We start from the raw sequence: 24,536 nt of genomic DNA, 5'->3' as shown, positions 1-24,536 counted from the left end.
AAAAAAATTAGTAAGCCGACGGCAAATCAGCAGTCGGCCTGGCAAATTCATAATGGTTCAGTTGCAATTTAGCCGTTAGTTGCACCTTGAGGAGGACGCGAGACAACCTTTTTGGCTAAACCCAAAGTCTGCAAAACTAGGATGCTCCACCAAGTAACATCAATTTCCCACCAAGACAACCCAGATTTTGCCATGTGGGGATAAGTATGATGGTTGTTGTGCCATCCTTCTCCATAGGTGAGGATGGATACCCACCAAAGATTACGAGCGCCATCATTGGCATCAAAGGTGCGATAACCCCACAGGTGTGATGCTGAGTTCACAAACCAGGTTGAATGCCAAAGCAAGACACATCTGAGAAACACTCCGTAGAACACAAAAGACCATCCTCCTAAGGCATAAAGCAGCAGCCCGAAGGGTATTTGCAACAGCAAGAAGTAGCGATCCAGCCAGCAATAATAGGGTTGTCTTGCTAGGTCAGGGGCATATTTTTTATAGGTGTCATAGTCAAAAAATTCTGGACGCGGGTAGAAAATCCACAGTATATGGCTCCACCAAAATCCTCTTTGGGCAGAGTAAGGATCTAAATTTATATCTTCCGTGTGGGCATGATGCTGGCGGTGTCCACCTACCCAAAAAATTGGCCCCCCTTGCAAAGCCAGCGCTCCGATCAGGGCGATCGCATACTCTAACCACTTGGGAACTTGGAAACTCCGATGGCTCAGTAGTCGATGATATCCCAGGCAAATACCAATACTCCCGAATAACCAGTGCAAAAACACTAGCAAACCTAATGCTGACCAGGAGAAAAACCAAGGAGCCAGAAGTGCTAAGGCATGAAATGCAGCAAAAAATACTACATTTGTCCAACTGAGTTGAGGTGAGTTGCCTCTCTCAGGGGCGATCGCCCCAAAATTTGCGGTCATAAAAATTCCTGTTGATGGATGATGAAGCGATTTACTTTTTATTGGGTGTAATCCCACAGGGATTTACCCGCCTTGTACACCAGTTCGTTACAGTAGAAGAAAGCAAGTACCACTTACATTTGCTATGCTAGCAGAACTCTAATCTTCCTGCAAGTGCCACTTGCATTTTTCTATGTCGTCTCAACTCCTTTCCACTCGTCAACGCCTGATTGAAGCTGCACTTGAGTTGTTTTCTGCTCAGGGAGTCAGCGCCACCACAACCCGCCAAATTGCTGAAAAAGCCGAAGTCAACGAAGTGACTCTATTTCGGAATTTTGGCAATAAGCATGGGCTGCTTTTAGCTGTGCTGGAAGAGTCCGCAGCCTTTAAGAATTTAGGTGAGTCGCTGGTGCGACGGGCAACGCCTCCGGGCAATGTCTATCAAGCTCTTAAAGATTATGCAAGTGATAGCTTACATGCCTTAGAACGAGTGCCAGAATTTGTCCGGTCTGTGGTAGGTGAAGCCGACCAATTCCCGGCAGAAAATCGCCGCGCACTAGGCAGGGGAGTAACAGAGGCAAACCGTTATGTCGCTCAGTATTTAGCTACTGTAATCCAGCAGGGACACTTAAAGACCTATTTACCCGCAGAAAAATTAGCCAGTTTGCTGAATGGGATGATCTTGGGATATGCCGTAATTGAGTTCACGAGCGAATTTAACGAACTTTGGGAGGATCGAGATGATTTTCTGGAAAATTTGGTGGAGTTGTTTTTACATGGAGCCATGTCATCTTCAGCAGAATCAGCAACAAACTGCTTACAAGGAGGCTTTAATACCACAGAAGTAGCTGATTTGCCTGCTAGTTTAGTTCACGAAATTCTCCAACAAGCTCGGAAATTGGGAATGCGAGATTATGCTTTGGTTTATGTGTTATTTGGGGCTGGGTTATCCGCCAGAGAAATAATTAGTTTGGAGCGATCGCACCAAATATACGATACTCAAGGGTACTTCCTGCAAATCACAATCCCAGGATTTGTCCGTCAAGTACCTGTGAATCAGTGGATTTTGGGCAAACGCTACGGCTCTTACAATAATAATCCTCTAATTAAATGGCTGAAAAGCCGTAAAGATACTCAAACAGCCATGTTTTTGAATGAAACAGGTAAACCGCTCTCAGAGTCAGAGCTTGAGACACGCTGGCAAGTATGGAGTGAGGGACTGTTAACTCCCCAAGGACAAAGGCCAGCTATAGTACAGGCACAACAAACTTGGCGTGTAGAAATGTTAATGCGGGGGATCAGCTTAGAAAACTTGAGTATTTTCACAAGTTGCGATCGCACCCAATTACAACCCTATGCCCGCCGAGCCAGAGAAAAAGCCGCCCTAGAGCAAGCCACCCGTTTGGATCATAAGCCGGGATAGGGAGTGGGGAGATTACTTTTTAGTAAACATTAAACATTAGGGTAAAACAACAGAGGTTTCTTTACCATTGTTGTTTGCACCATTCAAGATTGTAGTTGTACTCTCAGATGGGGATTGGGTGTTGCTCGAACGGCGTGATAATTTCTGGCGTGGCTTGCCTCCCGCCTGGATATATTGCAAACTGTTTTTGCCATAATGGGTTACTACACTCATTAACATCTTTTCAGAGTAGCCGCGCAATTCTTCTTCAATTAGAGAGATGCGACCTGCCATTTCATCTATGCTAGAGAGTGAAGTGTTGTAGGTAGATAGCTCGGTTTGCAAGGTTTGAATGCGGTTGTCGTAGTCTGTCAAACTTAATCCGTTGCCAAATTCTAGCGTAGAGCTAATGGATCGCATTCCTGCAATTCGACGGATAGCCTTTTCGAGAGTGGTTGAACTGCGTTTTAGTCGTGCCATGAAATGCGCTCCTGAAGGAGGTTATAGGATTACTGCATATACTCTAGCCAATGCAACCCTAAACTTCTCTGAGAAATAACTCGGAAAAATTAAAGCAAATTAAGATCGACTTAATTATTTTTAGTAGATTGTACTGAAAGATTTATTAAAAAAGTTACACTTGATCAGTAGCAGATACCTTAAAGTCATGTTGAGGTACTTTGAAATCGTGTTGAAGTACTTCCAATTCATGTTGAGGTACTTTGAAATCGTGTTGAAGTACTTTGAAATCGTGGTGAGGTACTTTGAAATCGTGTTAAGGTACTTTAAAATCGTGTTGGAGTACTTCCAAGTCATGTTGAAGTACTTTGAAATCGTGTTGAAGTACTTCCAATTCATGTTGAGGTGCTTTGAAATCGTGTCGGAGTATTAGATGATGGGTTTTCTTAGCTTAACCTAAGTTATGGTGAAGGCGATCGCGCTGTAAAGTATCATAAATATAATTCAACTATAGGACTCGCCTTAGAAAGGCTACGGTGTACACATAAGTTATCCAATCACTACCAGTCCTCGAATTACCCCACCCTAACCCTCCCCTTATAAAGGCTACGGTGTACACACAAGTCTTGTCGCACCCATATCATTAATAAATCTTGCACTACGTTTCTATCCCGCCTCGGAATGAATTCCGAGTCTGATAGCCCAAGTCCACTTAAGTGGACTGAATAATCAATTTAGTCCACTTAAGTGGACTTCAGCTATTAGCCCTGAACTTTAGTTCTGGGCGGGATGTCGGTAAGTATGACAGTTTAACTCTGATAAAAATGTGGGTAAAAGAGTTGAAACCTATGTGGACATTACTTGTGTGTACACCGTAACCGAAGGTGTAATGCGGCACTACCGTGTTTATCCCTTTAAGACTCGTAATTTTATAAATACACCTAAAAATCCGAAAAGTTGTACAGTAAGTTTGTGTATATGACTATTAATACTAAATCTAAGTGCAAGCTGATGGTAGAACCTCTAACGGCAGCAGTAATTGTCTCTTTATTTTTCTCAGAGGCAATTAAAGAAGGTGGAAAAGCTTTAGGTAAAGGTGCGGCTGATACATTTACGCTTCTAATAAATACCATCCGTGAAAAGTTTAAAGCAGAGGGAACAGAAGGGTTGTTGACTCGCGCACAAAATCAACCTACGGAAGTGAATAAGACAAAGCTACAAGATGAACTGCAAACCCAAATTGATGCTGATGAAGCGTTTGCTCAGAAACTTAAGGAATTAGTCGAGCAGCTACAAGCACAAGATGAAAGTATACGTCAGGTAGTTCTGAGTGAAATTGAATTAACTGGTGATTTGAAAACCAAAGACATCAGCCAGAAAGCCGCGCGGGATGGTTCGGTTGAGCAGGAAATGCTCAAAGAGGTGAAAGCTACAAACATTGATGTAGGCAACTTAAATCAAGAAGCCTGAAATCATGACTAATCATTCAGACTCTGAAGTTCCCAGACAAGAAATTTTTAAGAATGTCCAGGCTAATGGCAATATTACAGTCGGAGATATTACCCAGATTTACAAAACCGTAAACAATTTGGGTGAGCTTCCTAAACCAACAGGTTTCCCCCAAAATATTCCTGCTAGCAACACAGATAAATTTGTCGGACGAGAAAGAGAATTAGAACGCCTCTACCAACAGCTACAAAGCAATCATTCGGTGGTAATTGCTGCTGTTGAAGGTATGGGGGGAGTTGGTAAAACCGAATTAGCAATCCAGTATTCATTGCTACATTTACAGTTGGACAATTACCCTGGCGGTATCTGCTGGTTAAGAGCCAGAGAGTCAGATATCGGGCTACAAATATTACAATTTGCTACAACAGACTTAAGCTTGTACCCACCAGAGGATTTGGAGTTACCAGAACAAGTACGTTGGTGTTGGCAACATTGGCGACAGGGGGAGACGCTAATAGTTTTCGATGATGTTAAAAATTACAGTCACGTTAAACCGTATCTACCACCCCAACCATCCCAGTTCAAAGTACTAATTACTACACGCCTCAAATTAGATTTAGCTGGTTCTTTGTTTTTGTCAGTTTTATCAGAGACAGACGCACTCTTATTACTAGCTCAATTGATTGGAGAAGAAAAGCAAAACCAAGAATTAGCACTTGCTAAAGAACTTTGTCAGCGTTTGGGCTATTTGCCCCTAGCTTTGCAATTAGTTGGCAGGTATGTAAAGAAACGCAACATAACTTTAGCTGATATGCTAAAACGGTTGGAGGAAAAAGGGTTAGGACATCCTTCGTTAGTCGTGAAGGAAAATGACCCCACTTGGACTTTAAACGTAAAACGTGGAGTAGCGGCGGCTTTTGAGTTGAGTTGGTCAGAATTAAGTGATGATGCCCAACAATTAGGATGTTTACTCAGTTTATTTGCTTTGGCTCCAATTCCTTGGTCGTTGCTGGAAGGTGCTGCAACAGAGCAAGATTCTGAAGAATTAGAAGATGCCAGAGTTGAATTAGAAAATTTGCACCTTTTACAGGGTGGAGATACTTATCAATTACATCAACTAATTCAAGAATTTCTGAGAAATAAGCAAAATAATTTAGTTAATGCGGACAAACAAAAAAATAACTTTTGCAAAGTTTTGGTAGAAGTGGCACAGAGTATTCCCTCTTCACCAACTCTACAGTTAATTACAAGTGTCAAAGATGCGATCGCACATTTAGCAGAGATAGCACAAAATCTGACTGATGCAGTCAGTGATGAAAATTTAATTTGGGTTTTTGGGGGATTAGATAGATTTTATTCTGGACAGGGATTATATGCGATCGCAGAACCCTGGTGTAAGCAATGTGTATCAGTAGTACAAACCCGCTTGGGAGAAGAGCATCCCTCAGTCGCCACCAGTTACAACAACCTGGCAGCACTCTACGATTCCCAAGGACGGTACAGCGAAGCGGAACCACTGTATAAAAAAGCATTATCAATTGCTGAACTTAGTTTAGGAGTAGATCATCCCAGTACAGCCACTATCCGTAAAAATCTGAAATTGTTGGGCGATAATTATACTTAATGCTAGTGTAGTAAAAAAATTATAAATTATCTGTTCCTTTGATGAAACCGCGATCGCCTCCTCCACATTAGAAAAGCGATCGCTCTCTCAAGTCGATTGATTTTATTTTGACCTGCGATCGCTCTCTCAAGTCGATTGATTTTATTTTGACCTGCGATCGCCAATGACAATCAAAAAAAGGAATGAAAAGGATCTGACCTTCATATTTGCTAGGCTGACTGCAACACGCAAGTCGCCAAATCAGCGCAGATGGGTGTGCGATCGCGGTAATATCGGCGTTGCTGAATAAAGGCAAGTCCCAAAATTCACATTGAGTCAAGCTGCTAAATTGAAAAAACCCCGTTACTGGAATGTCAGTAACGGGTTCTATGTTAACTAGCTTGATTAATACGCCGTTTTAACTCAGCCTCTAATTGTTCTGGAGTGCTGACCACTACCCCCGGTTTCGCTCTCATGATGGTGAGGTAATGTTGAAATGCCTCCTCATCCTGGGGGTTTGATATCACATATTGTCTTAATTCTTGCTCATTAAGAGTTAAATAGTCTGTCATCGGATAATGTTCTCCCCATTACTAAGAATTTCTACTTGGATGGTTTCGCCTATAAAATCACGATTCGGCTTGTCCTCTCATCAAATCTAAGCAATGCTATATCTCTAAGCAAATTACTAGCCCGAACACAAAAGTCAAAGAATGCTTTAAGTTGTTCGATGGTCGGTTCCATACCTTTTACCATTGAATAAAATTAAATCGGTTCATTCGTGACAAGTTAGGATAACATTGCTTTTGTCAATTATAAATTCCGCTGAAAAGACTGATAGCGATCGCGCAAGTGCTGCCTAAGATTAGCTAAATTATACTGCTGGACAAATTGATTTCGCTGTTGTTGAGCTTTTTTGCGACGCTGCTCTAGGTAATTGTCAATTTCTTGGCGATGGGTGAGATAATATGCGATCGCTGCGTATATCTTATGTCCAATGTCCAATTAATTCAACGGCTCCATAATCGCTCTTAAACCATTGCTAGAGAGTCTTTTTAGCATTTCTTTAGCGTTATATTCATTGCTAAATACTCCTGCTTGCATAACTCTTTCACCTTGCCAAACTGTGGGAAACGCACCAGGAGCAAGGATTCGTACTAAATCTTTATCTTTATCACTTGCAAGTGGAACTACCACGCGATAACGTATACCGAGCTGTGTCGCCGAGTTCCCGTTATCAAGCATAGCTGTAGAACTTGCAGGTACTGGTACTTTTGGGATATTGGCATTAGGAATTGGCAAAAGTGCTTCAGCAGCTTCTAATATTGGTAATGACTGCTGTGTTTGATCCCTGATATTTGGGACTTGTGGCTGTGCTACTGAATTGGATGGATATTCAGGCGGAGTAACCTGAATCGGATTGGGATTGATCCGTACATAATTCAACTGTGGCGTATTAGGTGGCTCTGCTGGACTGGAAGTTGCAACTCTTGAAGTGTCAGTTGATATTTGTCTACCTGACAAGCTGCTAGGAGTAGGAAAACCGGCAACTTTAGAGGTAGCTTGCTGTTGATTGGATATAGGCAGGGAAAGTGGTATACTAGCAGGCAACAATGGCAACAGTTGACTGTTTAATTGTCCAGTCACACGATTATTTGGTGAAATGGTGTTGCTGGTTTGCCCGTTGGTAGTTTTAGAGATTTCGGGAGCCGAGAAGGTGATTTCCCCAGTTGGTGGTATTTCTCGTAAAACATTGTTGGGGATAGGGGCGGGTTGAGAAGTTTGGGCTACTAATGATGTTGTACCGTTGATATCTACCTTGCCGCTGATCCGACTACTTACAAGATTGTTACCAGCAGCAGAAATTACCTGTTTAGCAGCGCTGGCGTTAATGTCGTAGCGAGCATTATTTTGAAATGCATTACCCCCAGATTCGGATGCACTACCTAAATCTGGCATTGCTTGAGCGATCGCAACTAAACCATCTTCTTTATTATCTTGAATAGAATTATTCCGCAAAATCGGGCGAGCATTTGCTTGCACCACAATTCCGGTTCTATTGTTCTGAATTTGATTGCCGATGATTACAGGAGCGGCATTTTCGGCAATATTGATCCCAAAACCCGTTTGATGAAAGACATTTTCCTTCACTTGGGGAGTGGAATTACCGGCGATTGTAATGCCATTGGCTCCATTGCGATCGAAGTAATTCTTGCTAATGGTGGGTGCAGCATTACCACTGACGGAAATCCCATCTTGGGTACTACCAGTGAATGTATTTCCCGCGACTACCGGATTGCAAGATTCAATCCATAAACCGTAACCACGGGGGTTCGAGTTCGTCACTGTAACCCCAGTGAGCAGGGCTTGGTTTGCTCCAACAATTGTGACGTTTTGACCGGCAAAGCTCCGGCTCAGGTAATCACCACCTCCCTGAAGGATAATATCCTTACCTTGAGTGCTAGGGTTGCCTTGAATTGAAATACCCGGTTTCAGCATTAAAGGGAATATCTCTCCTGTCTCGGCGCTATAAGTGCCCGTGGAGAGGATAATTACAGTATTAGCCTTAGCTAATCGCAACGCTTGGGTAATCGTTTTCACCGGAGCAGATTCGCTGCCATTGCCTGTGCTGTCATCTCCGACATTTGGGTTGACAAACAGGGGCTTAACCTGAGAAATTGTTTTCTCACCCAGAGGTGCTGAATCTGGTGTCAATGGAATCTGAGCGATGCCTCCGGCGAGCTTCGCTAACGCGCTGCCAAAGCTTGTACCCAGGAACGCCATACTTGCCGCTCCCATGCCTACGGTAAGTGATAATACTGAAAAACGAAAACATAAAAGCCTTGCTGATTTCAGAAACTTCAGCCTTGCAAGCAGAATATCTACTCTACGATACTTAGGAAACACACAATCGGGAATCATATTTAACACAACTCCTTAAAAGTAACAATAAATTCTTATACTCTTAGAAAGTATTATGTCGATAATATTACTCACATATTGACCGATTGGCGATATTTAATTGAGAGTAATAAATAAAAAACTCCACCCACAAGGGGATGGAGTTTTTGGGCATGGGGAATGGGGAAGAAGTTACCAATGCCCTATGCCCTATGCGCCAAGCGACGGGGCGACTATCCCTCTCTACCCACGTTAGCGTTGGCGGAGCCTCTCGTAGAGAAGTGGGACGAAGTCCGGGAATAGAGTTTCCCGTCGCTTTCAATGATTTTGTATCTGTTCAACAATACCTTGTCCTAAAGGACACGCTACGCTAACGCTAAAATAGCCTCACTCTTTTAGAGTGGGGCTATATGGCGAATCCTATTGAAATGGACTGAAATCTTTTCTCAGTCATCTTTGGATGACTTTCGTTATTAGCCTAGTAATTCATTACTAAGCGGTTGTTGTAACTGGTGCAAGATTTAAGGGAAACCCAACTTTCTAGTGTATCCCCTCTTCTCAGTCTTTTGTAAGCTTGTCGTTTACCGTAAAATACTTGACTAATCTTAGTACGAAACTGTAGCCTCAAACTACCCCGATCGCTACCTATAGGAACATGGGATAATTGACTGTAACCCTCACCACTACGTTGTTTTGCGTAGATTCAACAAAAATTAAGTAAAAAAAAGCAAATTAATTAACTTATGGTTACTAAGACTTATGATAATTCACATTTCGATGAAAGCATTAACGGGGTTGTTGTAATGGTCGAGCCATACAGCCAAAAAGAGCAAATACAGCAGGTTGTCTACCGGATTTTAGATGCCAATTTAGACCGTGCTCGTGAGGGCTTGCGAATTATTGAGGAATGGTGTCGGTTTGGATTGAATAATCCTCAGTTAGCTCTGGAATGCAAGCGCTTGCGACAAGAGTTAGCCAAGTGGCATACTTGGGAATTGCGGGCGGCGCGAGATACACCGGGCGATCCGGGAACTGAGTTAACCCATCCTCAGGAAGAAGAACGAGCTAGTATAAAATCGGTGTTGCAAGCTAACTTTTGCCGTATAGAAGAAGCATTGCGGGTGTTGGAAGAATACAGCAAACTAACCCTGCCAACTATGGCTAAAGCTTGTAAGCAGATGCGCTATCAGGTTTATACTCTAGAAAGTAGTTTAATGGGTCATCAGCGTCATCAATTGTTGTGGCGATCGCGTTTGTATCTTGTGACTTCCCCTAGTGAAACTTTATTGAACACCGTCGAAGCTGCTCTCAAAGGTGGATTAACGCTTTTACAATACCGCGACAAAACCGCCGATGATTCTTTGCGTTTGGAACAAGCGAGAAAATTACGCCAGTTATGCCATATCTACGGTGCTTTGTTCATTGTTAACGATCGCGTGGATCTGGCTTTAGCAGTCAATGCAGATGGGGTGCATCTGGGACAACAAGATATGCCCATTGTCGTTGCTCGACAATTACTCGGTTCCCAGCGTTTGATCGGTCTTTCTACCACAAATAAAGAAGAAATGCAAGCAGCAATTGCTGAAGGTGTAGATTATATTGGCGTGGGGCCAGTTTATGAAACTCCTACAAAAGTAGGTAAGGCAGCCACAGGTTTAGAATATGTCAGCTATGCTGCCAAAAATTGCTCAATTCCCTGGTTTGCCATTGGGGGAATAGATGCCAATAATATCAATGATGTGATTGATGCGGGAGCCGAACGTGTAGCGGTGGTGCGATCGCTCATCCAAGCTGAACAGCCTACTCTGGTGACACAATATTTGCTCTCTCAACTCAATCGCATTAAACCAGAACTTTAAAAGAGTCATTAGTCATTAGTCATTTGTCCAAAGTAAATAACCAATGCCCAATGCCCAATGCCCAATGCCCAATTTCCCACATAGTTTATGTCTAATGAGATTACGATTCAGGTAAATGGGGAAACCCATAGCTGTTCGTTTCCAACTTATTTACCCGATTTGCTCCAACAATTGGGTTTTAATCCCCGCTTGGTGGTTGTAGAGTATAATGGCGAAATTTTACACCGCCAGTTTTGGACACAAACAAAAGTGCAGCTAGGCGATCGCTTAGAAGTAGTAACTATCGTTGGTGGTGGTTAGTTGATTTGAGCCAGCAAGCCCAAATCCTTGAGGCTACGTCGTGTAATCTCAATGCGGGCGGGTGCATCTTCTGGTTTATACATATTAAGGGTTGTTGCGAAAAAGTAGACGTTTTTATTTTGCTCTAAATAACCCACGAACCAACCAACTTGGGGTTTGGTACTCGTTAACCATCCTGTCTTTCCGCGCAATGTGTAGTCTGGAGTTTGTTCACGTACCATAATGTCTTTGACAAGATTTATTGTCCGTTGGGAGAAAGGCAAATCGCCTTGATACAATCGCTGCAAAAACTTAATTTGCTCTTTGGGTGTAATTTGCAATGGCTGCTGTAGCCAAAAATGATCAATATCTGCGGCGGTGCCAATCTGACGGTTTCCGTAACCTACTTTATTAATAAATTGCTGCATCCGTTCATATCCAATTCTACGTGCCAATACTTGATAGAACCAAACAGTTGAATCCTTAAAAGCTTGACGCAAATTCGTATCATGATTCCAGGCATCAATCTCTCGGTGAATTCCATCCCAAGTCAGAACCACCACATCATTAGGAACTACACCTGTTTCTAGCGCCACCAACGCGTTAAAAATTTTGAATGTCGAAGCTGGAGCGATGGCAGTTGCATTACGTTGAGGATTGTGTTCATAGATGCGGTTGTTTTTTGAGTCGTAAATCAAGATAGAGCCTTCACGCCCAAATTCTTGAAAGTGTCGCCCCAAATTTGGCGCTTTAACAGCAAGCATTGCTGGATGTTCAGATGAGGTGGAAGCAGGTTGAGCCAGAACATACATTGCCTCAAAGGTAATCACACTCAATATAGCCAGACATCCAATCACTATAAACACAAGAGATCGCATTCGGCGCTCCGCGTAACGCCGAAGGGATTGCCATATACGAAACAAGATATTTTTCATTGCATATTTAATAGAATCACAAACCAGATCCTACACCGCAATCTTGCTGATTTGCAGAGCTATTTCTGAGATGGCTTCATTTCACAAAATCGGGTTTCTCCCCTCTGATTTGTAAAGCGATCGGTGAAGAGTTCTACGCTTGGCTAATTCTTTACCTTTGCGGCCAAGTTGCTCACGTAATTGCTGGTCTTTGCACAAGCGATTGAAAGCTTGAAAAACTTCATAACCAGAATTAGGATTAACTAGGATGCCATTTTCCTCATGCTGAACTATGTCTAGAACACTGCCTAAGCGAGAGGCAATTACAGGCTTACCGAAGTAACTTGCTTCTAAATAAACCATACCAAAACCTTCTATACTATTAGGTTTACTATCCAATAAAGTCAGCATGGCAAATATGTCGCAAGCTGCATAATAACCTGCTAGTTCCCGCTCTGGGACATATCCGGCAAAGTGTACGCGCTTATTTACCCGCAAACGATGCGCCAGAGATTTCAGTTCCGACTCACAAGATCCTTGACCGCAGATTATATAGTGGACATCGACCCCAAAAGTTAGCAATAGTGGGATGTTATCAATCACTCGGTCGAAACCTTTATGTTTTACTAGCCTTCCTACCGAGAGAATAACTATTGCTGTTTCGGGAATGTTGTATGTCTGACCCACGCGAACACGTAAATCATCAAGGCTACTAGAACTCGCTACATTATTACCAAATTTTTCGGGTCTAATTACTGGGTTAATGACGTGGGTAGGAGTATCTAATCGGAAAGCAGTTCTGAGATAGTCTTGTGTATAAGAACTGTTACAAACAATACCCTCGGCTCTATGAAGTGTTAATTTAAATAGCGATCGCAGCACGGGATTCTGTAAAATACAAAGAAGATCATTGCCGTGCAGATAGATAAAAAAGCGAATAGGTAGGAAATAGCTCAATAGCAACAGCGAAGGAAAGTCATATCCGTGACCCCACTCTATATAACGGTAGTGATAGCGAAAATAAAGTTTGATTGCTAATACAAATGAGCAGACGATATTGACCAAAGGCTTCAGAATACTTCCCACACAGCCACTACGCCAGTATTTAGGATAAGACCAGCGATACACCGGAAACTGTTGACCTTGATCAAATACTTTATCTCCTAAGCAACTAGCCGCTAGGACAATAACTCTTTCTGGATCTTGGAGACAGCGATCGTAGATATATTCCCCAATTACAGCTTCTTTTGGCAGGAAAGTTCGGGAGATGACTAGGATATCTGGGTATGCTGCTTTGTCTCTGATTTCGGCTGTTAGTTGAGAAATATGTTCCATAATCAACTTGAGGACTACATTTCAAATAATTCTTAATTTATTTACTTTCAAAGCCATAATTATTATTTTATTTCTTTTAAAACGAATCTGGGAGAGAAATTTGAAGGCTATTTTAGAAGATTAGCCAGGAAGATTGTTTTTTTATTGTATTGATTTGATTTTTGCGACAGATTTCTCACTATTTAAGAATTTATGTGCATGATGGACAATAAATTAAAGCTAGCCCTGATAGCCAAATTGCTTGATAAGCAACCTACCTTTGTGGAAATTACAAAATTTAGCTACGCTTAATAGAATATCCTAAATAGTATGGAATGTTACGTCAAAATTCCCAAAATTTTGGTAAGTATTGGGTAATATATCCTGTGTCTGGCTTGACTTACTTGTAAATAAGACGCATATATGCTACAATGTGTCTGCGTGGCAAACCCCAAGCCGCCAGTTGTAGCAAATGTTGTTCAGAATTTAAAAATATCCTTGCTTCTGTCTCCCAGGTTTGCACAAAATAAGTAGGATAAGGATTATAAAAATTAGTTAAAAAAATTACTAAAAATTAAAATAATCTGTATAATTCAAAACTGTACTCTGAAAGTGCTAGTCCAAGACATAGCAACAATTCCTCGTAGGCGTAGCCCGCACTTTTCTACGAGACGCTGCGCGAACGGCAAGCTCAGGGCATCGCGCTGCGCGTAGCTTGCTTCCACGAAGTGGTACGGCAAGCTCAGTGACCATCGTAGACATCGCTAATTTGTGTGATGATCAACATATCTTCAGGTACGGTTCCCCAGTGGAGAAATCCCCCCTGCGATCGCACCCTACGCAACATAAGACGCGGTAAATTGAATATGTAGCCTCTAAAAGTGAATGCTACGTGAATGCTACAAACTTGCTTGCTTGTTACGGGCTGGCGTTAGCGACATACCGCAACACTCTTAAAAGCATGGAGATAAATCATAAATAATTCCGTTTTTCAAGCGATTGTATTATGCGTAAAAAACTACAACAAACCATCAAACCTCTGTTAAAAACCTTCTTAGCCCTAAGCTTGGTGTTAGCTTTGGCTCTTAGTCACGCTGATGGAGCATTAGCAGCCCGGAGTGGCGGTCGCATCGGTGGTGGCTCCTTTAGAGTACCTTCCAGCCGCACCTATGCACCTCCTAGCGGGGGCGGATACTATCCTGGTGGTTATGGTGGTGGTTTTGGCTTTCCCTTCCTAATTCCCTTCTGGGGTATTGGGGGAGGATTTGGTGGTATATTTACCATCTTAATTTTCTTGGCGATCGCTAATTTCTTATTGCAAACTTTCCGCCGCGTCTCTGGCGGTGAAACTGGAGAAGCAGATTACAGCAGTAATGCTGTTTCTGTAACTCGTTTGCAAGTAGGTTTGTTAGCTCAAGCCCGTGAATTGCAAAATGAACTCAACCAGATTGCTGAAACTGCTGATACTAACACCCCAGAGGGGAGAGCAGAAGTTTTACAAGAAGCTAGCCTAGCTTTACTGCGCCATCCTGAATACTTTGTATATGCAGGTGGTGGCACTCAACAAGCCAGTTTAAACTCAGCTGAAGGTCAGTTTAATCGGTTGTCACTGGCAGAACGCAGCAAGTTTAGCGAAGAAACTCTTTCTAATGTCAACAACCAGCTAAAAGCAGCCCTTGCCAAAGATGCTTTACCCCCGGCCGGTGAACTCGACAATCCCACCCGCCTATTTACCGAAGGAGCTGGTGAATACATTATTGTCACCTTATTGGCGGCGACACTAGGTAAGTTTAAAATCCCTACAGCAATTAACAGTGCTGATGATTTGCGTCAAGCTTTACGGCAAATTGGTAGTATCCCTAGCGACAACCTTTTGGCAATTGAAGTTCTTTGGACTCCGCAAGCTGAAAATGATACCCTAACATCTGATGATGTGTTGGCAAATTATCCTGATTTGAGACTTGTTTAATCTCTAGAAAATTTCGCGCTTTAGCGCTAAGAAAAACTTGGCATCTTGGGGCAACAATAAGTTCCCCTTTGAGGGCAATTACTAGAAAACCGCTTGTCATTGGCAAGCGGTTTTTTGTAGATATAAGTTTTAATTCTAGGACAAATACCGAATAACGCGGCAGGGATTGCCAGCAGCGACAACATTCTCAGGTATATCTTTAACAACTACACTACCAGCACCAATGGTTGTGTGATCACCAATAGTTACACCTGGACAAATAATTGCGCCCCCACCAATCCAGACATTATTACCAATGTTAATTGGGGCAGCTAATTCTCTACCAGAAAGACGAATTTCCGGCTCTATCGGGTGATAAGCAGTATAAATTTGTACATAAGGAGCGCACAAGACATTTTCACCAATATTAACTGTATTACAGTCTAAAATTACACAACCATAGTTCATATACAATCTGTCGCCAGCGAAAATATTACTGCCATAGTCACAGTGAAAGGGTGGCACAATTAATGCTTTGTTACCTATGTTTCCAAATAATTCTTGTAAAATTTGCTGCCGTTGCTCTTGTTGTTCTTCTGTTGTCAAATTGTAGCTTCGCAACAGACGACTAGCTCGCTTATTTTCGGCAGTCAATTCTGGATCTTCCGCCAGATATAATTCGCCTGCAAGCATTTTCTGTTTTTCGGTTTTTTCCATGACAGACTTATCGGGCTTCTCAGTTGTGTAGGATACACATTAGTAGTGGCTATAGCATATTCTATCCAGTTCAGAACCGTTATAAATCAACCAGGACTTACGCAAACAATAATTTTTACATTGCAAAACACATAGTTTGATTTATTCTTGCTGACTTACTTACAGGAATTTTTGTAGATGATTAACTAAAATATGGCATAAGTAGCTTTTCCCTGCCGTTTAGCTCGGTACATAGCAATATCAGCATCCCGTAGCAAACTTGCAGGCTCTTCATAATTTCTAAAATTCCAAGTAATACCAATGCTGGCTGTAGTAGATAATTCATGTCCATTCAGGTTAAGTGGCAATCGTAAGGAGTCTTGAATACGTTTTGCAGCATTGGTGGCATCGGTAATGTCTTTAATATCCTCCAAAAGAACAGTAAACTCATCACCACCAAATCGTGCTAGAGTATCGGCACTGCGTAAACACGACTCTAAACGTCTAGCGATCGCAACTAAAAAATCATCCCCTGTTTCATGCCCATAGCGATCGTTAATCTCTTTAAAGCCATCTAAATCCAAAAATAAAACTGCAAAATAATAATCGCTTCTGCGTCTGCTACGTTCAATTGCTTGTGTAAGCCGATCTAAAAATAAAACACGATTTGGTAATGCTGTCAGCCCATCATAAAACGCATTGCGGATTAGTTCCGCTTCTGTCTGCTTGCGTTTGGTGATGTCTTGAAAAACTAAAACCGCGCCAGTAATATTGCCATTTTGATCACGGATGGGTGCAACATTATCCCCAATCGTGATTTCTTTGCCATCTTTGGTAATCAGTGTAGAGTTTTCTGGTAAATTTAAAACTTCACCTGCTTCGATGACATGTATGGCTAAATTTTCAATTGTTTCTCCTCCATCTTTGTCAACTAAGTTAATGACTTCTACTAAATCTTTACCAGACGCTTCACTTTGCTTCCAACCAGTGATTAATTCTGCTCTGGGATTCATCATTTGAATACAACCATTTGTATATGTGACAATCACTGCACAGCCCATACTGTTAATAATTGCCCCCAGCCTGTGTTTTTCTTCCTCTAATATCTTTTTGCTCTGATGGTTGTACAGAGCCATTTGAATCGCAAAATGTAAATCACTACTTAGATGATTTTTATCCAATGTTTTATATTCCGAACCCTCTGTTACATATACTACAGGCACATGTAACTCATTCTCGATAATCTCTGCTACCTCCATACAGTCAATTTCCTCAGCTAGGCAGATATCAATTAATACTACATGTGGATGAGTTTCTGCTACTTTTTTTATTGTCTCATTACTACACTTAGTTATTTCTGAAACAGAATAACCTAGCTTTTGTAAACTTTTTCTAATATTTGAGGCTGGGATTTTTTCATCTTGAACCAGTAGGATTTTGCGGACGAACATGTTATAATAAAGTGTTTGTTTGCTAAGGTTCAGATTTTTGTTGTCAGTGTCAACTCAATCTCAAAGTGATTAATATCTCAATCATAAACAATCTCAAACTCCCTTGTGTTCTTGTTTAATACAAGTATTAACTAATGATCAAATAAGGTGTTATTAAGCACCGATAATTTTTAGCTTGGCAAAGCTAATTATGATTAGTCCAGGTAGTTAATATCATGTCATCAACATTGCATATAAATTCCCACGAAATTACCAAAAATTAAAAACTGATTTTCACAAATATAAATATATAAATATACAAGAATTTTTCTGAAGAAAAGTATAAAGTATGTGACGTGGGTTTGGGGGGATCTTTATACAACTTGAGATTTTACAAACATCCTTTTAAATGTTCATCAGCAGCTCAGGTGATTTTTTCGCTTTTTGAGAAAGAGTAGGTGATGAGGGCAATGGCAGGAAAGATACTCTTTGTAACATCCTTCCTCGCACCACATAAACCCCCTCTTTTCGCTGGTTTATAGATATTGACAAAAAACGCGTTTTGTGATTTAGAGGTTGGACTTACTTTTAGTTAGTTCAATACTAATTTTGCCACTAAAGTCTGGAATAGGTGCGGCAGGTTTGCTGAGAGTGACTTGAACTTGGGTTACACGATCGCATTCTTGGAGAATAGAATCTGCGATCGTTGCTACCAATTTCTCCACCAAAGCAAATTTAGATGTTTTGACCAGATGTTGTATCAAGTTAATGACGCTGCGATAATCTAAAGTGTCTTCGATCGCGTCAGTCTTGGCCGCTCTGGAGATATCCAACCATAACTTGACATCCACCTCAAACCATTGCCCTAGCACCTGTTCTTCTCGTAGATATCCAGTGTAGCCATAGCCGCGAATTCCCGTTAAATGAATGCAGTCCATAAGAGTTTGAGAGGAAATTGTGAATTTTGTAGAAAGTGGAACAAGCTTGTTTGGAGATTTTATTTCCCAGATGGATTTTAAATTGAATTTCCCTAGACAAAATCTAAAATTTCAGATTGTTTGATAGCTATGTCTGATTTGATACCGATCGCCTTTAAAAATGTTAATCAAGTTTGGGCTTATATTTTAACAGAGACACTAAAGCGGTTGGGATTGACTTGTGCGATCATTTGTCCTGGATCACGCTCTACACCCCTAGCGATCGCTTTTGCTGAACAAGTACCTGAAATTGAAGCGATTTCCATTCTTGATGAACGTTCCGCCGCCTTTTTTGCTTTGGGACAAGCTCAAGCAACGGGACGCCCTGTGGTACTTGTTTGCACCTCTGGTACAGCAGGAGCAAATTTTTATTCAGCAGTCATTGAAGCCTCATATAGTCGCGTACCACTGTTGATATTAACCACTGATAGACCGCCAGAATTGCGAGATTGTCACTCTGGGCAAACTGTAGATCAATTGAGATTATATGGAAACTACCCAAATTGGCAAACAGAATTAGCTTTACCCTCCGCCGACATGGGAATGCTAGCTTATCTGCGACAAATTGTTATTCATAGCTGGGAAAGAGCGCAAACTCCGACAAAGGGGCCAGTACATTTGAATATTCCCTTTCGCGATCCCTTAGCGCCTCTTCCTGATGGAACTGACTTGAGTTATTTACAGTCCCAGTTTCAACCTGAAGACTTCTTCGCAGGTATAGCAAACCCATGCCCCATGCCCTATACTTCTCTACGAGAGGCTGCGCCAACGACAACGCTACTTCGACATCGCTCAGTACAAGTCAGTACAAGTGCCCCATGCCCCATACCCCAAGAATGGAAGAAATGCGATCGCGGCATTATTATCGCAGGTGTTGCCCAACCACAGCAACCACAGGAGTATTGTAGAGCGATCGCGCACCTTTCCCAAACTCTCCAATGGCCTGTGCTAGCTGAGGGACTCTCCCCAGTCAGAAATTATGCCGAACTCAACCCTTATTTGATTTCCACTTATGACCTGATTTTGCGAAATCAGCAACTAGCAAAGCAGTTAGCGCCCGAAATGGTGATTCAGGTGGGTGAAATGCCTATAAGTAAAGAACTGCGTAACTGGATAGATGCAACCCAACCCCGACGTTGGGTAATTGATAATAGTGATCAAAACCTCGACCCTTTGCATGGGAGAACGACGCATTTACGGATATCTGTAGAAGATATTAAAGTAGAAGAGAGAAATTCATCTTTCTCCTCAGACTATGGAAAGAAATGGTGTGATGCGGAAACTCAGGTTAGGTTAGTTGTTGACCAGACGATGGAGAAAATAGATGAAATCATTGAGAGTAAAGCAGCTTGGTTAATTTCTGAGATTTTACCGCCAGGAACACCTCTGTTTATTTCCAATAGTATGCCTGTACGGGATGTGGAATATTTCTGGAAACCAAATAATTTAGGAGTGCGATCGCACTTTAACCGGGGTGCAAATGGCATTGATGGCACATTATCCACAGCTTTAGGAATGGCACATCGCCAGCAAAGTAGTGTGATGTTAACAGGAGATTTAGCGCTGTTGCATGACACCAATGGTTTTTTAATCCGCAAAAAGTTTGTCGGACATCTGACGATTGTGTTAATCAATAACAATGGTGGTGGTATTTTTGAAATGTTACCCATTGCCAAGTTTGAACCACCATTTGAAGAGTTTTTTGGCACTCCCCAGGATATTGATTTTGCTGAGTTATGTGCTACTTATAATGTGCAGCATGAATTGATTACTTCTTGGCAGCAGTTGCAGGAAAGATTAAACCCGCTTGCAACTACGGGAATTCGGGTTTTGGAGGTGCGGACAAATCGCAAAGCTGATGCTAAGTGGCGACAGGAGAATTTAAGGAAATTTGCCGCAGATATTGCAATTTAACTATTCCGTTAGGTGTTATTTAATAGCTGGATGGAATAGAGACTTAAAAATCAATCGATAATTTGTTCAATGTAACATTCCTCCAATTGCTTCTTTATCTTTGAAGCCAATAATTGATATTAATTGATTATAAGGCACGGATTTCAGATCATAATCACTAATTTTAATGATGGCATTAGCTGCTTTGCTACACAGGAATTATTTCGCCACTGAGAATATCTTGATTGTTAATATTCATATTTGTTGTCAAGCTACTGTTTAATGATTATTCTTAGTTTGCCCAGTTACTTAAAGGAAAATGAAGTTATGGCAATAAAACTGAGTGATGTAATGGAAAAACTCCCACCAGCACGTCAAACAAAAATTGAAGTTCGCGCTCAAAAGCTGATTGCCGAAAATATTAAGCTTCAAGATATTAGAATAACGAGAAAGTTAACTTAGGAATCTACCGATTGACCTTGTAACTGCCTTTACAAATCAGCGATCGCAGCTAGCAGACTGGGGCATTGCAAAAAAAATGTAGAATAGGTTCAAAGCTATGCCTACTCTACAAAATTTAATTTTGATTGCTAGTATTGTGCGATTTTTTAATTATTTATTCACCCAAAGACCTTTCTATTGCCCTTCGGATATACTTTTGGTAAGAAATACCTTCTTTTTTAGATACAGTTTTAACTGTTTCTAGCATTTCCTCTGACACTCTTAGATTTACAGTTTTGTCTTTAGGCTGAAATTCAAAAGTAACGGGCTTAAAGTTGTCTTCATGAAGATAATCTGATAAATCTTCATCTAGTAGGCTTTCTAATTCTTCATCGGTTTTGATTCTAGGAAATATTTTCTTCATATTTTTTTGCCTCTTTCTCTCTCATATAACGAGTGCTGATAGGTCTAATTAACCTTTTTCCTTGCTTTTCCCGAAATGTAAATCCTACGAAAATATATTTACCTTTGATTGATACACCTGTTGCAATAAATCTATCCTCACTTTCAGAGTGCTTTATATCAGGTGAAATCCTAAGACTTTTATCAAGAAACAAAGCTTCAATTTCCTCTAATGAGACTCCGTGCTTTTGGCATTTTTCAATATTTCCATCATCCCAGTCAAAGCCCGATACAGCCTCTGTCATATATTATAGTAACGTTTGTATATACAAATGTCAATACTAGGAGAATTAGATGATCAAGTTTCTGATATAGAAGTAGAATGAGCGATCGCACTTTTTCTTCCACTGCTTCCTGATATACCCGCGTGTCTTCCAGCCTCATATTCATCAAAGTTGCAAATGCTTCTTTACTTCGGGAATCCCTAATAGGGATTTTGGTAAATTGCAATTTGAATTAGGACTTGCTAGCGCAGAGAAGGCTAAGTTTCAATCCCTAATAGGGATTTTGGTAAATTGCAATTTGGCGTGATTAACTGCTGTCTTACTAAGTCGCAACCTGTAGAGTTTCAATCCCTAATAGGGATTTTGGTAAATTGCAATTTGAGTGCGGCTCCACCAACAGTAAATATTGGTTTCAATCCCTAATAAGGATTTTGGTAAATTGCAATATTATTTCCGAAAGTTCAAGTTGGTTGGGCATCAGTTTCAATCCCTAATAAGGATTTTGGTAAATTGCAATCACCCCCTCCACCCCCTCCACCCCCTCCACCAAAGGGTTTCAATCCCTAATAAGGATTTTGGTAAATTGCAATGGCTGGTGTCTGAAAGCCCTGTTGTATTTGGTTTTCAAGGTTCAGTTGCGCTAAGGACTAAATGATAACACAAAGAATAGTCATAGCACAAGATGCAAATCGCTGAAACATAGTTCCCATAAGGTGCGCGGATGTTTTTAAAGTAAAATTGCCCTCAAAGTCTTGTATAGATGGAGATGCAGCCATTTTTTGCCCCTTCTCATTTTGTACACCTACCCATCCGCGCATTTGGCAAGAAAATTAGTCTGATTGTAGAGAACTACCTCTATTAAAATAAGCGATCGCCTAATACTTGCACACCTTATACCAAATCAGGGAATACCAGTTGTACAGCAGGATGCACTAAGCGATGATTCTGCACATTCACACCCCTAGCTAATGCTGGGTTAACTTCCAGTGCCAAAATTCCCAAATTCGCCAACTGGACAACATAAGGTAATGTACTATTATTGAGTGCCTGGGTTGCTGTCCAAGGTACTGCTCCTGGCATATTGGGAACACCATAATGCACCACACCCTCTTCAACATATACCGGATTTGTGTGGGATGTAGGATGTAAGGTTTCTATGCAACCGCCTTGGTCAACAGCAACATCAACGATTACAGAACCAGGACGCATTTGTTTGACCAATTGACGCGATACTAGTATTGGTGCCCTACGTCCTAACACTAACACTGCACCAATGAGCAAATCGGCTTCAATGACGGCGGCTTCAATATGGGCAGAGTTGCTGTAAAGCAATTCGACTCTAGAGCCAAAGAGGGTTTCTAAGTAAGATAAGCGCTCGACACTTACATCTAAAATTTGCACGATCGCACCCAGACCCACAGCAATTTTAGCTGCTTCTGTGCCAACAACGCCACCACCTAAAATTACTACTTTTCCTGGTTTGACTCCAGGTACACCACCCAAAAGAACACCTCTACCACCTTGCTGACGTTCTAGGAATCTTGCCCCAAATTGTACTGCTAGCCGACCAGCAATCACACTCATCGGGGTGAGCAAGGGTAATTTGTTAGCACCAAGTTGTTCTACGGTTTCGTAAGCGATCGCACAAGTGCCACAATCAATTAAATGCTCTGTCAATTTGCGATCGGCTGCTAAATGTAAATAAGTAAATAATATCTGCCCTTTCTGCAAAAATTTATACTCCGATGTCAGAGGCTCTTTGACTTTAACAACCAATTCTCGATTCCAAGCCGTTTCTGATGTGGGGACAATTTCGCCTCCAGCACTTCTGTAGTCGTCATCTGAGAATCCAGCACCATTACCTGCTTGCGTCTGGACAAAGATGCTATGACCATTTTCTCGCAACACCCGCACACTCGAAGGACTTAACCCTACCCGAAACTCTTGATCCTTATTTTCCTTGGGAACGCCAATTTCCATATACCGCCTCTGATAATTTTTTTGTTTAACTGTAGCCTGCCAAGCTCAAGCTTGCTACTTCCGTCTTGCTAGTTCCGTATTAGAGATAGCTAATCTCTGTTCTAAGTTTCTTAATTTAATCTGAGTAGCCCCAAACTCTTACCCTTGACTATTGCCCCAGTATTTATACAATATATAAAGAATAGTAACAATTTATTAAAAGAGTGATTGTATAGCTCTCTACTAAGAAGCTTTTGCTGAATTTCTCAAGTCATCTTGGTATTCAAGTACTGCAATCAGCTCATTAGCTACCAAGTGTAGGGTAAAGGTTAAAAGGAAAAGAACGAGTCAATTCCTTTAACCTTTACCGCTTATCTCCATTTTCCCAGGCTTCTGCCAGAAGTCTGATATCAATTCCCGTTTGCCGAAAAAAGGTTTCTTAAAAATGACACAACCACAACCAACGATTACACCTAAACTAGAGGAGCCTAAGTTTGGCTTTAATGAATATGCTGAACGCTTGAATGGTCGAGCCGCAATGATTGGGTTCGCTTTGACGGTGGTGATTGAATATGTCAGCAATCAAGGGGTGCTATCATGGCTGGGTCTGAAGTAGTGCCACCAATAAGCACAAGGTAGAAGCTGTAAGCTAGTAGTTAAAAGAGTTTTAACCAGCTGGAACAACCAGTTGGTTTTGACTTTAACAATTGATAGCGAAGTACTTTGCCCTAGAATGTAAGTAAGAGAGGAATCGAAATAGCTATTAGTGATCGAAATATTATAGACTTGCAACTACTATATGCAAGGCGATTAATGACTACACTTCCTCCCCTACTAAAGAAAATCATAATTAGTGTCTGCCTTCGATAAGAAAGGCAAATTATGGGTGAGCTATTCTTGATAAATATACACGAAAGGTGAACTGGAACCAACCAAGCTGTGATGAATGCTCTATTACCTCGTTTTTTGAAGTCAACCTACCGAAAAGAGCCACTAATCAGTGTATTGATCACGATGGGCGTTATGGATGCTCTGATTGGCGGATTCAATGATAAGTGGTCGTTGTTCGCTTTTGGTTTGGGAACGACAGGGATAGCGCTAGCCTTTAAGTTGTGGCGTTTGCAACAGCGTCGTCCTCTACCGGAGGAGCCTGTAGTACAACATTATTTGCCCTCTCGTTCTTCTAGTCCGCCTTTACCAATGTTAAGTGTTTCTAAGAAAAAACCACGTCTTTAAAAAGTACAGAGTTATTACTTAAGTAGAAGGGCGTTAATAATTAAAGGTTTGTAGTAAGCGGCTGTAGCCCCACTTTGAGAGCTAAAGCCCTCTCTAAGAGCCAAATTCTTTTTTTTAACATTACTTAACATAGTTTTATTTATTCTCGCCTACTTACTTAAATAACTCTGCAAAATGGATTGTGA

Annotated in this window: 25 protein-coding genes and 1 CRISPR repeat array; of the genes, 11 read left to right on the top strand and 14 right to left on the bottom strand. The window is 41.4% G+C overall.

What is annotated here, in order from left to right:
• Positions 1-68: 68 nt before the first annotated feature.
• The gene (locus tag HWQ38_RS28235; RefSeq protein WP_292800538.1) at positions 69-926 is read right to left on the bottom strand and encodes a fatty acid desaturase; all 858 of its coding nucleotides are present in this window, start codon (positions 924-926) and stop codon (positions 69-71) included.
• 172 nt (positions 927-1,098) lie between these two features.
• Here HWQ38_RS28235 and HWQ38_RS28230 point away from each other — a divergent pair, with 172 nt between their 5' ends.
• On the top strand, positions 1,099-2,328 hold the full coding sequence (locus tag HWQ38_RS28230) for a TetR family transcriptional regulator (RefSeq protein ID WP_292800536.1): 1,230 nt from the start codon (positions 1,099-1,101) through the stop codon (positions 2,326-2,328).
• A 36-nt stretch (positions 2,329-2,364) separates the two neighbouring features.
• On the opposite strand, the gene HWQ38_RS28225 is transcribed toward HWQ38_RS28230, so the two are convergent.
• The gene (locus tag HWQ38_RS28225) at positions 2,365-2,787 is read right to left on the bottom strand and encodes a hypothetical protein (RefSeq protein ID WP_292800534.1); all 423 of its coding nucleotides are present in this window, start codon (positions 2,785-2,787) and stop codon (positions 2,365-2,367) included.
• 957 nt (positions 2,788-3,744) lie between these two features.
• Here HWQ38_RS28225 and HWQ38_RS28220 point away from each other — a divergent pair.
• On the top strand, positions 3,745-4,236 hold the full coding sequence (locus HWQ38_RS28220; RefSeq protein ID WP_292800532.1) for a hypothetical protein: 492 nt from the start codon (positions 3,745-3,747) through the stop codon (positions 4,234-4,236).
• A 4-nt stretch (positions 4,237-4,240) separates the two neighbouring features.
• The gene (locus HWQ38_RS28215) at positions 4,241-5,839 is read left to right on the top strand and encodes a tetratricopeptide repeat protein (protein ID WP_292800530.1); all 1,599 of its coding nucleotides are present in this window, start codon (positions 4,241-4,243) and stop codon (positions 5,837-5,839) included.
• A 67-nt stretch (positions 5,840-5,906) separates the two neighbouring features.
• Here the strand turns inward: HWQ38_RS28215 and HWQ38_RS28210 are convergent, their stop codons facing one another.
• The 4 genes from HWQ38_RS28210 to HWQ38_RS28195 all read right to left on the bottom strand — a co-directional run bounded on the left by HWQ38_RS28210 (position 5,907) and on the right by HWQ38_RS28195 (position 8,740).
• On the bottom strand, positions 5,907-6,158 hold the full coding sequence (locus HWQ38_RS28210; RefSeq protein WP_292800528.1) for a hypothetical protein: 252 nt from the start codon (positions 6,156-6,158) through the stop codon (positions 5,907-5,909).
• Between the two features lie 52 nt (positions 6,159-6,210).
• Positions 6,211-6,390 carry a hypothetical protein gene (locus HWQ38_RS28205; RefSeq protein WP_292800525.1) on the bottom strand — a complete coding sequence of 60 codons (180 nt, stop codon included), beginning with the start codon at positions 6,388-6,390 and terminating at the stop codon, positions 6,211-6,213.
• Positions 6,391-6,631: 241 nt separating this feature from the next.
• The gene (locus HWQ38_RS28200) at positions 6,632-6,823 is read right to left on the bottom strand and encodes a hypothetical protein (protein WP_292800523.1); all 192 of its coding nucleotides are present in this window, start codon (positions 6,821-6,823) and stop codon (positions 6,632-6,634) included.
• Positions 6,824-8,740 (bottom strand): DUF1565 domain-containing protein, encoded by a 1,917-nt coding sequence (locus HWQ38_RS28195; RefSeq protein ID WP_292800522.1) that lies wholly within the window; start codon positions 8,738-8,740, stop codon positions 6,824-6,826.
• A 137-nt stretch (positions 8,741-8,877) separates the two neighbouring features.
• Between HWQ38_RS28195 and HWQ38_RS28190 the strand changes: the two genes are divergently transcribed.
• From HWQ38_RS28190 to thiS, 3 genes are all read left to right on the top strand, one after another.
• Positions 8,878-9,093, top strand: a complete 216-nt coding sequence (locus HWQ38_RS28190; RefSeq protein WP_292800520.1) for a hypothetical protein — start codon at positions 8,878-8,880, stop codon at positions 9,091-9,093.
• A gap of 369 nt (positions 9,094-9,462) precedes the next feature.
• Complete coding sequence (locus HWQ38_RS28185) at positions 9,463-10,578, top strand: thiamine phosphate synthase (RefSeq protein ID WP_292800518.1); 1,116 nt, start codon at positions 9,463-9,465, stop codon at positions 10,576-10,578.
• 87 nt (positions 10,579-10,665) lie between these two features.
• Positions 10,666-10,878 carry a sulfur carrier protein ThiS gene (gene thiS / locus HWQ38_RS28180; protein WP_292800516.1) on the top strand — a complete coding sequence of 71 codons (213 nt, stop codon included), beginning with the start codon at positions 10,666-10,668 and terminating at the stop codon, positions 10,876-10,878.
• Here thiS and blaOXA read toward each other — a convergent pair.
• Positions 10,875-11,735: a class D beta-lactamase gene (blaOXA, locus tag HWQ38_RS28175; protein WP_292800514.1), complete on the bottom strand. Its 861-nt coding sequence runs from the start codon at positions 11,733-11,735 to the stop codon at positions 10,875-10,877. The two genes, thiS and blaOXA, sit on opposite strands and share 4 nt — an antisense overlap.
• A 138-nt stretch (positions 11,736-11,873) precedes the next feature.
• Positions 11,874-13,106, bottom strand: coding sequence for a glycosyltransferase family 4 protein (locus HWQ38_RS28170; RefSeq protein ID WP_292800512.1), 1,233 nt, complete (start codon positions 13,104-13,106; stop codon positions 11,874-11,876).
• Between the two features lie 985 nt (positions 13,107-14,091).
• On the opposite strand from HWQ38_RS28170, the gene HWQ38_RS28165 reads away from it, so the two are divergent.
• A complete protein-coding gene (locus HWQ38_RS28165; RefSeq protein WP_292800510.1) occupies positions 14,092-15,054 on the top strand; it encodes a DUF1517 domain-containing protein in 963 nt (320 codons plus the stop codon).
• A 135-nt stretch (positions 15,055-15,189) separates the two neighbouring features.
• On the opposite strand, the gene HWQ38_RS28160 is transcribed toward HWQ38_RS28165, so the two are convergent.
• The 3 genes from HWQ38_RS28160 to folB form a co-directional block, all read right to left on the bottom strand.
• On the bottom strand, positions 15,190-15,750 hold the full coding sequence (locus tag HWQ38_RS28160; protein ID WP_292800508.1) for a sugar O-acetyltransferase: 561 nt from the start codon (positions 15,748-15,750) through the stop codon (positions 15,190-15,192).
• Between the two features lie 185 nt (positions 15,751-15,935).
• The gene (locus tag HWQ38_RS28155) at positions 15,936-17,180 is read right to left on the bottom strand and encodes a diguanylate cyclase (protein WP_292800506.1); all 1,245 of its coding nucleotides are present in this window, start codon (positions 17,178-17,180) and stop codon (positions 15,936-15,938) included.
• 548 nt (positions 17,181-17,728) lie between these two features.
• Positions 17,729-18,097 carry a dihydroneopterin aldolase gene (gene folB / locus HWQ38_RS28150; RefSeq protein ID WP_292800504.1) on the bottom strand — a complete coding sequence of 123 codons (369 nt, stop codon included), beginning with the start codon at positions 18,095-18,097 and terminating at the stop codon, positions 17,729-17,731.
• Positions 18,098-18,226: 129 nt separating this feature from the next.
• Here folB and menD point away from each other — a divergent pair, with 129 nt between their 5' ends.
• Entirely contained in the window at positions 18,227-20,050 is a 1,824-nt protein-coding gene (gene menD / locus HWQ38_RS28145; RefSeq protein WP_292800502.1) for a 2-succinyl-5-enolpyruvyl-6-hydroxy-3-cyclohexene-1-carboxylic-acid synthase, read from the top strand.
• A 306-nt stretch (positions 20,051-20,356) separates the two neighbouring features.
• On the top strand, positions 20,357-20,491 hold the full coding sequence (locus tag HWQ38_RS28140) for a hypothetical protein (protein WP_292800500.1): 135 nt from the start codon (positions 20,357-20,359) through the stop codon (positions 20,489-20,491).
• 154 nt (positions 20,492-20,645) lie between these two features.
• Here HWQ38_RS28140 and HWQ38_RS28135 read toward each other — a convergent pair whose 3' ends face one another.
• The 3 genes from HWQ38_RS28135 to ald form a co-directional block, all read right to left on the bottom strand.
• Positions 20,646-20,894 (bottom strand): CopG family antitoxin, encoded by a 249-nt coding sequence (locus HWQ38_RS28135; RefSeq protein WP_292800498.1) that lies wholly within the window; start codon positions 20,892-20,894, stop codon positions 20,646-20,648.
• Positions 20,875-21,177 carry a BrnT family toxin gene (locus tag HWQ38_RS28130; RefSeq protein WP_292800494.1) on the bottom strand — a complete coding sequence of 101 codons (303 nt, stop codon included), beginning with the start codon at positions 21,175-21,177 and terminating at the stop codon, positions 20,875-20,877. Before HWQ38_RS28130 ends, HWQ38_RS28135 begins: the two co-directional genes overlap by 20 nt.
• 169 nt (positions 21,178-21,346) lie before the next feature.
• Positions 21,347-21,746: direct repeats of the CRISPR family, unit length 37 nt; unit sequence GTTTCAATCCCTAATAAGGATTTTGGTAAATTGCAAT.
• Positions 21,747-22,047: 301 nt separating this feature from the next.
• The gene (ald, locus tag HWQ38_RS28125; RefSeq protein ID WP_292800491.1) at positions 22,048-23,136 is read right to left on the bottom strand and encodes an alanine dehydrogenase; all 1,089 of its coding nucleotides are present in this window, start codon (positions 23,134-23,136) and stop codon (positions 22,048-22,050) included.
• A gap of 424 nt (positions 23,137-23,560) precedes the next feature.
• Here ald and HWQ38_RS28120 point away from each other — a divergent pair, with 424 nt between their 5' ends.
• Positions 23,561-23,731, top strand: coding sequence for a hypothetical protein (locus HWQ38_RS28120; protein WP_292800488.1), 171 nt, complete (start codon positions 23,561-23,563; stop codon positions 23,729-23,731).
• Between the two features lie 326 nt (positions 23,732-24,057).
• Positions 24,058-24,351 carry a hypothetical protein gene (locus tag HWQ38_RS28115; protein ID WP_292800485.1) on the top strand — a complete coding sequence of 98 codons (294 nt, stop codon included), beginning with the start codon at positions 24,058-24,060 and terminating at the stop codon, positions 24,349-24,351.
• The last annotated feature ends 185 nt before the right edge of the window (positions 24,352-24,536 follow it).

The sequence above is a fragment of the Nostoc sp. NMS7 genome (genome assembly GCF_017115085.1).
Lineage (GTDB): Bacteria > Cyanobacteriota > Cyanobacteriia > Cyanobacteriales > Nostocaceae > Nostoc.
The sequence above is the reverse complement of the archived record's forward strand: the minus strand, read 5'-3'. Positions and strand labels throughout refer to the sequence as shown.

Bases quoted from the DNA above. Each gene is read 5' to 3' on its own strand.
- HWQ38_RS28235 (WP_292800538.1), bottom strand. From the start codon at position 926: ATGACCGCAAATTTTGGGGCGATCGCCCCTGAGAGAGGCAACTCACCT.
- HWQ38_RS28230 (WP_292800536.1), top strand. From the start codon at position 1,099: ATGTCGTCTCAACTCCTTTCCACTCGTCAACGCCTGATTGAAGCTGCA.
- HWQ38_RS28225 (WP_292800534.1), bottom strand. From the start codon at position 2,787: ATGGCACGACTAAAACGCAGTTCAACCACTCTCGAAAAGGCTATCCGT.
- HWQ38_RS28220 (WP_292800532.1), top strand. From the start codon at position 3,745: ATGACTATTAATACTAAATCTAAGTGCAAGCTGATGGTAGAACCTCTA.
- HWQ38_RS28215 (WP_292800530.1), top strand. From the start codon at position 4,241: ATGACTAATCATTCAGACTCTGAAGTTCCCAGACAAGAAATTTTTAAG.
- HWQ38_RS28205 (WP_292800525.1), bottom strand. From the start codon at position 6,390: ATGACAGACTATTTAACTCTTAATGAGCAAGAATTAAGACAATATGTG.
- HWQ38_RS28195 (WP_292800522.1), bottom strand. From the start codon at position 8,740: ATGATTCCCGATTGTGTGTTTCCTAAGTATCGTAGAGTAGATATTCTG.
- HWQ38_RS28190 (WP_292800520.1), top strand. From the start codon at position 8,878: ATGGAGTTTTTGGGCATGGGGAATGGGGAAGAAGTTACCAATGCCCTA.
- HWQ38_RS28185 (WP_292800518.1), top strand. From the start codon at position 9,463: ATGGTTACTAAGACTTATGATAATTCACATTTCGATGAAAGCATTAAC.
- thiS (WP_292800516.1), top strand. From the start codon at position 10,666: ATGTCTAATGAGATTACGATTCAGGTAAATGGGGAAACCCATAGCTGT.
- blaOXA (WP_292800514.1), bottom strand. From the start codon at position 11,735: ATGCGATCTCTTGTGTTTATAGTGATTGGATGTCTGGCTATATTGAGT.
- HWQ38_RS28170 (WP_292800512.1), bottom strand. From the start codon at position 13,106: ATGGAACATATTTCTCAACTAACAGCCGAAATCAGAGACAAAGCAGCA.
- HWQ38_RS28165 (WP_292800510.1), top strand. From the start codon at position 14,092: ATGCGTAAAAAACTACAACAAACCATCAAACCTCTGTTAAAAACCTTC.
- HWQ38_RS28160 (WP_292800508.1), bottom strand. From the start codon at position 15,750: ATGGAAAAAACCGAAAAACAGAAAATGCTTGCAGGCGAATTATATCTG.
- HWQ38_RS28155 (WP_292800506.1), bottom strand. From the start codon at position 17,180: ATGTTCGTCCGCAAAATCCTACTGGTTCAAGATGAAAAAATCCCAGCC.
- folB (WP_292800504.1), bottom strand. From the start codon at position 18,097: ATGGACTGCATTCATTTAACGGGAATTCGCGGCTATGGCTACACTGGA.
- menD (WP_292800502.1), top strand. From the start codon at position 18,227: ATGTCTGATTTGATACCGATCGCCTTTAAAAATGTTAATCAAGTTTGG.
- HWQ38_RS28140 (WP_292800500.1), top strand. From the start codon at position 20,357: ATGGCAATAAAACTGAGTGATGTAATGGAAAAACTCCCACCAGCACGT.
- HWQ38_RS28135 (WP_292800498.1), bottom strand. From the start codon at position 20,894: ATGAAGAAAATATTTCCTAGAATCAAAACCGATGAAGAATTAGAAAGC.
- HWQ38_RS28130 (WP_292800494.1), bottom strand. From the start codon at position 21,177: ATGACAGAGGCTGTATCGGGCTTTGACTGGGATGATGGAAATATTGAA.
- ald (WP_292800491.1), bottom strand. From the start codon at position 23,136: ATGGAAATTGGCGTTCCCAAGGAAAATAAGGATCAAGAGTTTCGGGTA.
- HWQ38_RS28120 (WP_292800488.1), top strand. From the start codon at position 23,561: ATGACACAACCACAACCAACGATTACACCTAAACTAGAGGAGCCTAAG.
- HWQ38_RS28115 (WP_292800485.1), top strand. From the start codon at position 24,058: ATGAATGCTCTATTACCTCGTTTTTTGAAGTCAACCTACCGAAAAGAG.